Genomic DNA, 9,840 nt, shown 5'->3' with positions numbered 1-9,840 from the left:
AATTCAGGGGAAAAGGTACGGCGTTGTTTGATCATCTGACACCTCGTTCTGGCGAGCATTCTCGCCTAAATGGATGTCCGGTTTCATTAGACCACTACAGGGAGGCGTTAGTTGCAGTAAACGGAGTGGGGCGGTCTGCAAGAAACGCCGCTGGGTTCGGATAGGCACGAGAGTGATTACTTGGGTACATCCCGACTTGCAAAGCCAAAGAGGATCGAGCTTTCGGGAAGGATTTTTTCCTTGCGTCCTCCATGGTTCTCAACACAAGCGCGGATGCTTCCTCGGGTGAGTGTGCGAGTTCGCTGGGTACCCATGCGGCAGCCTGGTAAGCGCGGGCTGGATGGGCCGATCCGCCAAGCAGCATCAGACCGATACCAACCCCAGCAGCAGCGCCGCCACTGAAGCCAGTGGGAGGGGCGGCAAAGTTAATGCCTGCTAAAGCAGCGTCTGCGGCTGTACCACCAGAAGATGTTCCCGCCGAACCCCCAGAAGCTTTACCCACAAGCTCAAGGGGAACGTCGCGCTGGCCAGTGATCCCCATAGCGGTCAGGACGTTCATGGCATCAGACCATTTCTCTTTCGGCACATCTTTAGGATCGGGCAGTTTCACAGGGTTTTCCTGCGTTCCCCCTGCGCAGCCAACCAGTACCGCCAGTGTCGCTGTAAGGATGGTCATGCGAATCGTTGTCTGTTTTTGCATCGTGAACTCCTTGTTTTGATGGCTATAGGCTATCAGTGTTGCTTGGTAACCCAAACAACACTGATCCAAGGCTGGTAATGCCTTGCGATCCTTTTCTTGAACTGAAAAACGGAGAGGGCAGCTATTCCCACCCAAGAAGAGCGCCTAGTGAGCTGCTTTTCCTGGTTGGGGGCTTTATCTCGGTAATGGCTGGATTTTCCAGCTGACCGTCCACCACTTATCGATTTTCATGAATAGAAAAGGAGAGGTACCTACAAAACCTACAGAATTGGCTTTCGTAGGTTTTGTAGGCGAGATCGCAGGCCTTTTTGAGTAAATCGGACGGGTCCAGCCTACGTTCTCCGCCAAACATACCGTGTTGACGGACGTCCTCCTTTCTCGCCGGCAACCTCGTAACCAACAATGAAGTCGTGTTCCAGCAGAATTGCGAGTGCATTGTTCACCGCGTCCTGGGAGCCCAATCCCGTCCAGTCCTTCTGGCGTACCTCCCGTGGGGTAAACGGCTCGGGCAATTTCTGCTGTCGTTCCAAGATCAACCGTGCCCCTAGTAGCGGAGCGTTGATTGCAGCGCCGTATAACCTCTGGGCGTGGCTCATAAGATAACCCGCCCACTTGACCGCTCGTGTGGTTGCAGCGCTACGTACCTCCTGCCTTCCTCCGTCGATTAGCTCAAACAGAAGGGCCAATCCAGCAATGGTTTGCGGCATTTTCATGTAGTGAGATTGCAATGCTGGATGTAAATCTCCGCATCTGATTTGCTGCATGTGACGGGAATACCACGCGTTAAATATCTCCTGCGCCTCAGTGCTGAATCGGAGTTCGGAGCGAGGTGCATCGGGGAGTTGGTCTAGTTTTTCGATAACCTTCTCTGCTCGTTCAGCAGCGGCTTTATTGGGCATACGGTCCACGAGTCGCCATTCACGACCATCGTCGGGATACACGGCGAGTTGCATACGTTGAATGAGACCATCATCCATTTCACCGTTGATTGCTGCACGTACGAGGGATTCCAATCGTGATGGTTGAATACCTCCTATCAGCGACAAGCAGCATGACTCGATGAAAATGGTGCCGCGACCGATTCGGTCGTAGGTGAACGATCCATTTCCATCAAAGCACTCTAGGTAGAAGGCCCTGGCTACGGAGCCTTCATCACTCTGTATTGTTGCCAACCAACCACCGAGCTCGTCACGCGCGAGCAACAGTCCATTGGGGTTCTCGTTGAGCAGCTCTCCAAGCTTCTCAACGGAAGAGTCGTTGACAATGTATCGGCGCGGGACGGGAGCCTGCAGGGCACTGGAAAATCTGTTCAACTCAGCCAGTGCTGCACTTTTGTCTCCGCTGTTGAGAAGTTTTTTTGCTTTCTCTCTAGCGCTCTTGCGCTCCATCTCAAGCAGCTCGCAGTTTGCATTGTGGTCGGCGTCAGCTTGACAGTGCTTTGTTCGCTCCCTTGATTCCAGTGCTTCCAGAGGACGTAAAGCTAGCTTTAACGCGGGCGACTTCATCGCTGATGGGCGACCAATGATGATGCCCCACTGGTTGGGAATCACAGTCCAGTCATCATGTTGCTTCGGGCGGATGGAATACTTGCGACCGACCACAGCGCTGATAGCAACCACCAGCGCCACTCCAACAAAATCTGCCGGACATTGGGTGCGTTCAGCTACATCGCTGACGAGCTCGCACAGGTCCATTGGTAGGAGTTCATCGTACCAAGGCATGACCTTCGGAAGACCGTTTGGGAGTGGGATTGGAACAATGCTTGGGTTCAAAAACAAGGAAAGCGCAGGCTCAGGCATCTCCACTGTACAAGCAGGGAGCTGCTCGTATTTGGTCATTGCTCATCCCGCCTTACGATGTCGAGTGCATCTCCATCTCGCTCGAGAATTTTGTTCTCTAGCCAGGCCTCCACCTCCGCGACGACAAAATATATTGCAGCCTGTTTGCTCTGCCCGAATTTGATTGGGCGGGGGAAGCTGAGATCTGATTCGCGCATTTTTTCTAAGCCGGAGCGGCTTTTGTCAAAGCAACGCTGCAGGGTGGCATGGCTGATTAGATACTTTTGGTGGGTATGTGTCGGCATGTCTGGGTCTCTGTGAGTAAGCCGACACCTATTAGATACGCCCTTCCGGTAGCTGGGGTGCTATTTCACAACACAAAAGCGACTGAAAACATTCGCGAGGACGTGAGGCGGAGAGTGGTTCGCAGGGTAAGTATAGAGGCTGTCATAAAGCTGGCATAACCGAGCCAAAACCACCCAATCAGACACAAAAAAGGCACTTGCGATAAACGCTAAGTGCCTTATTTGTATAGCTTATTTGGTGGAGTCGGGGGGATTTTAACCCCCGTCCAGTCGTGCAATGCTGCGCAACGCAGCAGCCGAGCGTCGAAAGCTGGCTTGGCAGGTAAGGACCTGAAAAAGGCCGAGTGACTTTCCGAGTGACTTTGTCATTCCCTGTTCCCCACAGTTGGGCATCGTTGCAGCGAGCGCCAAGCGCGAAGCCTTGTGTTTAGCGGCCTGTAGAGGGTTTCGCTTGCATGGGGTGCTAGGGGTCGAGTGTTCGAATCACTCCGTCCCGACCATATTTTTCAATGACTTGGGCCAATGTTTACCGCATTGGCCTTTTTCATGTGCGTGACATTTGCGTGACTTCTCCAGTTTTCATGCCTGCCTCCTCTTCAAAATTGTCAGCACCGGTCCACGCGAATCGGTTGCTGATACCATGTTCGCAGCTTCAACCAAATGACCGAGCTCCGCGCCCGAGCAATGCCTTGCGGTCTTCCTCGGTCACGCCTGCCGCCCGAAGACGTCGACCAAAAGTGTGCTTCAAGTCGTGAATCCGAATCGACAGATAGCCTGGGTGAGCGGGGCGAAGGTTTTCCTCCTGCCAGAGTTTCGCCGCTCTCACCCGCGCCTTCTTCCAGGCCGAGTCATTCATTCGATGCATTGCGTTGCCGTTGTAAGGGAAAACCCATTCCTTGCTCAGGCCGCGCTGTTTCTCGATGATCGACTTGGCCACGCTGTTGAGCACCACCAGCCGCTCGTCGCCGTTCTTCACTCCGGACCGTTCGTGTCTGCCGCCAAAATCAGCAGGAATCAGAAACACGCTCGTTCCAAGCTCCGGTACCGAAATCTCCCAATCCCACCTCAGCTTGCAGACCTCCTGCTCTCGTGTGCCGGTGTTCACCTTGAACAGCGCCATCGTTTGCAGGTGAGCCGGCAACTCTCCGAAAAGAATCGACTGCTCCGGCCATGACATCGGGTACGGCTTGCGGCTCGACTTCTTCTCTTCCAGCTTCGTGAGCATCGGCACGCTATCCAGCCACGGCCTGTGCTCATCGTCTCGCCACTTCCTGGGACACAACGACAAAACCCGAACCACGCGTTCAATCGATATATTCACCGTTCTGTTGCTGACGCGCTTCTTTACCTTGCCGTCATCGAGCGTCTTGGTCGCCAACCTGTCCTTGATGAACGGCACCAGGGCCTGGTCATCAATGTGGGTCAGCGGCATGTCACCAATGAACGGGTCCAACTGGCTCAGGTGATGGGCAGAAAGCTTGATCGAAGGTTGATCTTTGAATTCGACCAAGAAGCGCATCGCGGCATCCCGCCACGTCCTGACCCGTCTTACGCCGTAGACCTTCTCCTGTCGGATCTGCTCAAGCCGGCGTATCAGGTAGCGCTCTGCTTCTTGCCGATCACTTGTTCCAGTAGATTCGTAAAGTCTTTCGCCGTTGATTTTCTTGTCGATATGCCAGAGACCTTTCCTTTGAGAGAGGCCGGTGATTGTTTTTCGCGCCATCGTGTTTCTCCTTTCTGGCGCTCGCTGCGGGGCAATTGTTGCTCCTGCGCACCTTTTTTATCAATTGTCTTGGCTGCCACGTAGGAGGATGCCCACTCGTCCAGCTCTTGACGGTCAAAGCCGACCCCGCGCTCCCCGATAGGAAACTCACTTACGTACGGCCGGACGATCTCGTTAAATAGCGGCAGTGACATGCTTAGGTATGTAGGCGCCTCGCCAGCCCGAATGAACCTGGGGGCAAGTGGCAGACTTCTGGCTGATGCTTTATTGCCCATGGGCGTATTGCTCCTTGCCGCGCTGGGCGGCAGAAGGTGGCCCGCCGCTCACCGGCAGGCATGTAGGGGGATTGGGGTTAGGGTTGCATATGCGGCAGCGACAGAACTGAAACGGGTAATTTTTGCCCGGATGGCTTCGACACGTTCAGATTCGATACGCTCGCGCTCGGCCTTGGCGTCAGCTACGCGCTTTTATTCGGCCTTGATTGCTTCGTCGATAGGCGTCTCAATCGCAAGCACTCGATCCTTCAGGGTCTCGCCGAACTCCTTAACCTGATTGACACGAGTCTGGGCATCCTTGACTTTCTGCTGATAGGGAATGAGCGCCGTCTTAGTGGTATTCGCCAGGGCGTAGCGCACGTCGCGGATAGCCGCGCCAACAAAACCAGCGGTACGCGCGTTCGTGACAATCGCTTGTAAAGACACAATGGCGTATCGGCAACCTTGATTTGAACTGCAACTTCAATCGTGCCAGAAACGATACCAACCGTTTATCTCGGTGATTTGTAGCCTGGTCTGATACAGCTCCGACAAGTTTTTACTCATCAAAATGTCGGTTTTTTGGCCGTCAGCAATAATTTTTCCTCGGTTGATCAGCACCACACGGTCGATTTCTGGAACGATTGAGCACCGGCAACAATAGAGCAAACTCTCGGATGAAATGGGGGCTGCGCATTGCCTGGGAAAGTTTTGCTCCGAGGTATGCGGGATGCCCCGACGTCGAGATTGCTCTCGTCATTGAAGTCATCGCCCAACTGGCGGGAGACTCAGTAATGAGCCGAAAACCGCGTGCCGCGGAAAAACCTTGGCGGGGCGGCTCTAGTTCACGCTGATACCAGTCGTCTGATCCAGTCCAGCAGCACACTGGGCAGCAAATCTGGTCTGTGCAGCAAGGCATATTGCCGCGAGCCGAATACCGCCGGCAGGTAATTCGCCGCCTGGCGGTCGATGGTCAAACAGAACGGATAGATGCCTTGGAGCTTGGCTTCAGTCACGGCCTGACGCATGTCTTCGACACCATAGCGGCCTTCGTACTGGTCAACATCGTTCGGCTTGCCGTCGGAGAGCAGTAACAAGAGACGGTGCGTGGCGGCTTCGCGCATCAGCAATGTGCTGGCGTGGCGCAGGGCGGCGCCGGCCCGGGTATAGCGTTCCGGCTCGAGGGCGGCAATGCGCCGACCGACTTCATCGCTGTAGCGCTCATCGAATGCTTTCAGGGTGCGGATTGTGACCCGCTGCGGCCCTTCGCCGGAAAACGCCAGCACGCTATAGGGCTCGCCCAGGCTCTCCAGCGCCAGACAGACCAGCAGCAATGCCTCGCGCTCGACATCAATGACCCGGCGATGGTTGGACAGCCAGCTGTCAGTGGAGCCGCTGACGTCGATCAGCAACATGATCGCCATGTCGCGTCGGCCACGACGCTGGGTTTGATACAGCGCCTGCGGCATGCTCAGGCCGGCGCGGGCCTCGGCGCAACCGTCGATATACGCCTCCAGATCGATATCGTCGCCCTCCCATTGTTTGCGCAGCCTGACACGCTGCGCCCGCAGGCATTCGAATTGCCGGCGGATGGCATCGAGCACCGGGCGGTGAGTCTCGAGGGTTCGCTCGACCCACTGCTGCGGGCCATCCTGGGCGGGACACAGTTGCAGGGTGGTACCCGGATCATGGTAGATCTGGCGGCGGTAATCCCACTCGGGGTAGCTGATTGCGTTGCTGGGAATGTCCTGTGCAGCGCGCTGGACCTGGGTCTGTGGAGGGTCGTCAGACAGCAACACTTCTTTCGGTCGGCCTGCCGTGACCACCAGTCGGGCTTCGTTGAGTTCGGACAATGACTCGGCGAAATCAGCCGCCGGGGTATCAGTATCCCGGTCGGTCGGGCGTTGCATGCCCATAGGGTCTTCGGCTTTTTCCAGCGGTTCGGCGGGTTGCACCATCCACATGCCTTGTTCCCGCTCGTCGTCCTCGTCGGCACAGGCCTTGCGCGCAGTGGGCTGACGTGTGAGGCGGGCACTGCGTGGCAGGGCGTCTTCGTTGTCGATTTCACCGGGCAGGGGCGACACCTTCTGGCCCGCCGGTGGCTCGCGCAGGTCGCCGGTCCAGGCATCGAGAAACAGCACATGAGCGCCGAGCCCGTGAGACGCTTCGGCGCACTGGAGACGTTGCGCGAGGGTTTCTGATAGTTGCAGCGAGTCGGCCGTTTCGGTGGGGATCGCCAGCCCTTCCAGAGGCGCGCCAACTTCGCTGCTCAGCAGTAACCGAAGGAAGTTTTCCAGGGGTTGTCGCTGTTTGGAAAAGGCGTGAAGCGGTGGACGGGTCGCCAGGGCATGTTGGCGCAAGCCACGAATTGATGGCGCCAACCCCGGTAACAGGCGTATCAGATCCGCATCAGCCGCCCAGGCTTCGAGGAGCCGATAGACGCTACGCTGCATTGGGTTGTCGAGGGCTGACAGGGCGTTGGCACTGCCTCGTCGGGCGCGCATCGCCTGTTGCAAGGCCAGCGTTCTATAACGTTCCAGCGTCAGCGGACCTTCGCCGCTGCCCAGGTGCGCCGGCAGCCATAAGGACACGCCGTCGGTCGCCGGGACGGCGCTTTGCCCACACGGTTTTTCGTTACGTAGCAAAAGCTTTTTCAGTAGCGTGGGCGGCGAGGGTGGTTGCGCAACGCGCAGCGAATAATGGGTGTTGAACACCGCCTTGATCAGCAAATCGAGGTGTTGTGCAACATCCCCGAGGGTGACGATTTTTGCAGTGTCCCAAGGGGCCAGGTGACGACGCCACAACGCCTGTGCATACACCGTCGCGTGGCGTGCGACATCGGTGATGACGTCCTCGGCTTCGGCCATCTAGATAAACGACAGGTCGACGAGGTCGCGCATGGCAGCGACCAGCACCGCGTCATCGGATAGCGGCGAGATCAGCGCAACCCGGCAGGCGATGGGCGCAGCAATGCCGCTGCTAATCAGTCGCGAAGTGGCAATCAGCAGACGGGTACTGGGGACTTCCGCCAGGCCTCGATCCTGCAAGGCGCGTAGCCGCTGGGCGAGGGTGACCAGGGCGTGGGCGGTGGCGTAGTCGGTTCCACCTTCATGGATAACGATGGCGATTTCGCGCTCGGCCGGCGGGAAGTCAAAATCCAGCGCCACAAAGCGCTGTCGGGTACTCGGCTTCAAATCCTTGAGAATCCGTTGGTAGCCGGGGTTGTAGGACACCACCAATTGAAAGTGTGGCGAGGCTTCGACGATCTCGCCGATTTTGTCCAGGGGCAGAATGCGTCGGTGGTCGGTCAGCGGGTGCAAGACGACAATGGTGTCTTGCCGCGCTTCGACCACCTCGTCCAGGTAACAGATCGCGCCTTCGCGCACGGCTCGGGTCAGCGGGCCTTCCGTCCAGTGGGTGCCTTGGTGACCGATCAGGAAACGCCCGACCAGGTCGCTGGCACTCAAGTCGTCATGGCAGGAAATAGTGATCAGCGGGCGCTTCAGACGCCAAGCCATGTGTTCGACAAAACGGGTCTTGCCACACCCGGTGGGACCTTTGAGCATGACTGCCAGTTGCTGTGCATGGCATTGCTCGAAGATCGCCACCTCGGCGCCGCTGGGCTGGTAATAGGGTTCAGCTTGCAGCCGCGCGGATTCTGCGGCCGACAGGTTCTGCTGCATTCGCGAACGATCCATCACAACGTTGCGCCCGACGCACGAGGCGCGTCCAGAACCGGATCGGCTTCATCGACATTGAATTGCGGCGCATGGCGGAAAAAATCGAAGATAAACAGCCCGACACCCAGGCTGAACATCGACGCCGTCGCCACCAGCATCAGGAAATGCACCTGAATCTTCAACTGCACATCCAGATAGCCCATGCCGAGAATGCGTTCAAGGTACACCTGAGCAATGCCCGCAGTGGCAAATGACAGGGTCATGCCGAACATCCCTCCCAACTGCAGCCAAAATGCCCAATAACCGATACTACTTTCTTCCACGGGACGACGGGTCATGCCTGGCAGCGCATAGGTGATCATCGCCAGGACAATCATGACGTAGGCTCCATAAAAGGCCGCATGGCCGTGCATGGCGGTGATCAGGGTGCCATGGGTCCATTTGTTGACGTCGGGAAAGGTGTGGGCCAGACCCAGGAGGCCGGCGCCAAACATGGTGAACAGGGCGCTGCCTATGGTCCAGTGCAAGGCCAGTTTATTGGGATGAGAGAGGCCGGAGCGGCGCATTGCGTTGTAAGCATAGATCGCCATGCCGACTAGCGCCATAGGCTCAAGTGCACTGAAGAAGCCGCCCAATGGAAGCCAGTAATGGGGGACGCCGATCCAGTAATAGTGGTGGGCGGTGCCAAGGATGCCGGCAATGAACACCAGGCCTACAATGACGTACAGCCACTTCTCCATGACCTCGCGATCAGCGCCGGACAGCCTGATCAGCAGATAGGCCAGAAAGCCGCCCTGGATCATTTCCCAGACACCTTCGACCCACAGGTGAATCGTCCACCAGCGGTAGTAGATCGACACCACGTAGTTTTCATAATGCAGCAGCGCCGGCAGATAAAGCACAGCGGCACTGGCCAGACCCAACAAAAGAACGCCTTCGGTGGCAGTGAAACGCCCGGCTTTCTTGATGGTCATGCCGATGTTGTAGAGAAACATCAGCATGCAGATCACGATCACGATCTTGTGCGGCAGCGGTTGTTCGAGCAATTTGTTCCCGGTGCCGTAACCGAACAGGTAGCCCAGCACGGCGGTGACCCCCATGGCCGTCCACAACCCGAGCTGGATATAGGCCAGTTTGGTGCTGTGCAACTCGCCACGGGACTCGTCGGGCACCATCCAGTAGGTTGCCCCCATGAACCCGGTCAGCACCCAGACGATCAACAGATTGGTGTGTATCGCCTTGGTGACATCAAAGGGCAACAGGTCCAGCAGGGGATCCGGTCCGAGGTATTTGGCTGCCGAGAGCAAGCCGAATACCAGTTGCAGACCGAATAGCGCCATGGCAACGGCGAAGTACCAGTAAGCGACGGATTGAGATCTGTAACGCATGGTCATCCCCTT

8 protein-coding genes, 1 tRNA gene and 1 pseudogene are annotated in these 9,840 nt (G+C 57.0%); 1 reads left to right on the top strand and 9 read right to left on the bottom strand.

The window, feature by feature from the left end; translation table 11 throughout:
- Positions 1–94 precede the first annotated feature (94 nt).
- From ACZRJ6_RS18215 to ACZRJ6_RS18205, 3 genes are all read right to left on the bottom strand, one after another.
- The gene (locus ACZRJ6_RS18215) at positions 95–700 is read right to left on the bottom strand and encodes a hypothetical protein (RefSeq protein WP_463969234.1); all 606 of its coding nucleotides are present in this window, start codon (positions 698–700) and stop codon (positions 95–97) included.
- 332 nt (positions 701–1,032) lie between these two features.
- Positions 1,033–2,538 (bottom strand): YfjI family protein, encoded by a 1,506-nt coding sequence (locus ACZRJ6_RS18210; RefSeq protein ID WP_463969235.1) that lies wholly within the window; start codon positions 2,536–2,538, stop codon positions 1,033–1,035.
- Positions 2,535–2,783, bottom strand: coding sequence for a helix-turn-helix transcriptional regulator (locus ACZRJ6_RS18205; RefSeq protein WP_463969236.1), 249 nt, complete (start codon positions 2,781–2,783; stop codon positions 2,535–2,537). The genes ACZRJ6_RS18210 and ACZRJ6_RS18205 overlap by 4 nt, the downstream gene beginning before the upstream one ends.
- Positions 2,784–3,214: 431 nt before the next feature.
- Here ACZRJ6_RS18205 and ACZRJ6_RS18200 point away from each other — a divergent pair.
- Positions 3,215–3,283 (top strand) — tRNA-Pro (locus tag ACZRJ6_RS18200).
- Between the two features lie 79 nt (positions 3,284–3,362).
- Here ACZRJ6_RS18200 and ACZRJ6_RS18195 read toward each other — a convergent pair.
- The 6 genes and pseudogenes from ACZRJ6_RS18195 to ACZRJ6_RS18170 form a co-directional block, all read right to left on the bottom strand.
- Positions 3,363–4,491: pseudogene (locus ACZRJ6_RS18195) on the bottom strand (tyrosine-type recombinase/integrase).
- Positions 4,377–4,781 carry a hypothetical protein gene (locus ACZRJ6_RS18190; protein WP_463969237.1) on the bottom strand — a complete coding sequence of 135 codons (405 nt, stop codon included), beginning with the start codon at positions 4,779–4,781 and terminating at the stop codon, positions 4,377–4,379. Before ACZRJ6_RS18190 ends, ACZRJ6_RS18195 begins: the two are co-directional and overlap by 115 nt.
- A gap of 192 nt (positions 4,782–4,973) precedes the next feature.
- Entirely contained in the window at positions 4,974–5,207 is a 234-nt protein-coding gene (locus tag ACZRJ6_RS18185) for a hypothetical protein (RefSeq protein WP_463969238.1), read from the bottom strand.
- A gap of 398 nt (positions 5,208–5,605) precedes the next feature.
- The gene (locus tag ACZRJ6_RS18180; RefSeq protein WP_463969239.1) at positions 5,606–7,627 is read right to left on the bottom strand and encodes a nitric oxide reductase activation protein NorD; all 2,022 of its coding nucleotides are present in this window, start codon (positions 7,625–7,627) and stop codon (positions 5,606–5,608) included.
- The gene (locus tag ACZRJ6_RS18175) at positions 7,628–8,443 is read right to left on the bottom strand and encodes an AAA family ATPase (RefSeq protein ID WP_463969585.1); all 816 of its coding nucleotides are present in this window, start codon (positions 8,441–8,443) and stop codon (positions 7,628–7,630) included.
- Between the two features lie 14 nt (positions 8,444–8,457).
- On the bottom strand, positions 8,458–9,828 hold the full coding sequence (locus ACZRJ6_RS18170) for a cbb3-type cytochrome c oxidase subunit I (protein WP_463969240.1): 1,371 nt from the start codon (positions 9,826–9,828) through the stop codon (positions 8,458–8,460).
- Positions 9,829–9,840: the final 12 nt, after the last annotated feature.

The organism is Pseudomonas sp. C321, from assembly GCF_055407105.1.
Note: the sequence above shows the minus strand (reverse complement) of the source record. Positions and strands in the feature narration are given on the sequence as shown.

Coding starts and splice junctions, on each gene's coding strand:
- ACZRJ6_RS18190 (WP_463969237.1), bottom strand. CDS start 4,781: ATGGGCAATAAAGCATCAGCCAGAAGTCTGCCACTTGCCCCCAGGTTC.
- ACZRJ6_RS18175 (WP_463969585.1), bottom strand. CDS start 8,443: ATGCAGCAGAACCTGTCGGCCGCAGAATCCGCGCGGCTGCAAGCTGAA.
- ACZRJ6_RS18215 (WP_463969234.1), bottom strand. CDS start 700: ATGCAAAAACAGACAACGATTCGCATGACCATCCTTACAGCGACACTG.
- ACZRJ6_RS18180 (WP_463969239.1), bottom strand. CDS start 7,627: ATGGCCGAAGCCGAGGACGTCATCACCGATGTCGCACGCCACGCGACG.
- ACZRJ6_RS18170 (WP_463969240.1), bottom strand. CDS start 9,828: ATGCGTTACAGATCTCAATCCGTCGCTTACTGGTACTTCGCCGTTGCC.
- ACZRJ6_RS18205 (WP_463969236.1), bottom strand. CDS start 2,783: ATGCCGACACATACCCACCAAAAGTATCTAATCAGCCATGCCACCCTG.
- ACZRJ6_RS18210 (WP_463969235.1), bottom strand. CDS start 2,538: ATGACCAAATACGAGCAGCTCCCTGCTTGTACAGTGGAGATGCCTGAG.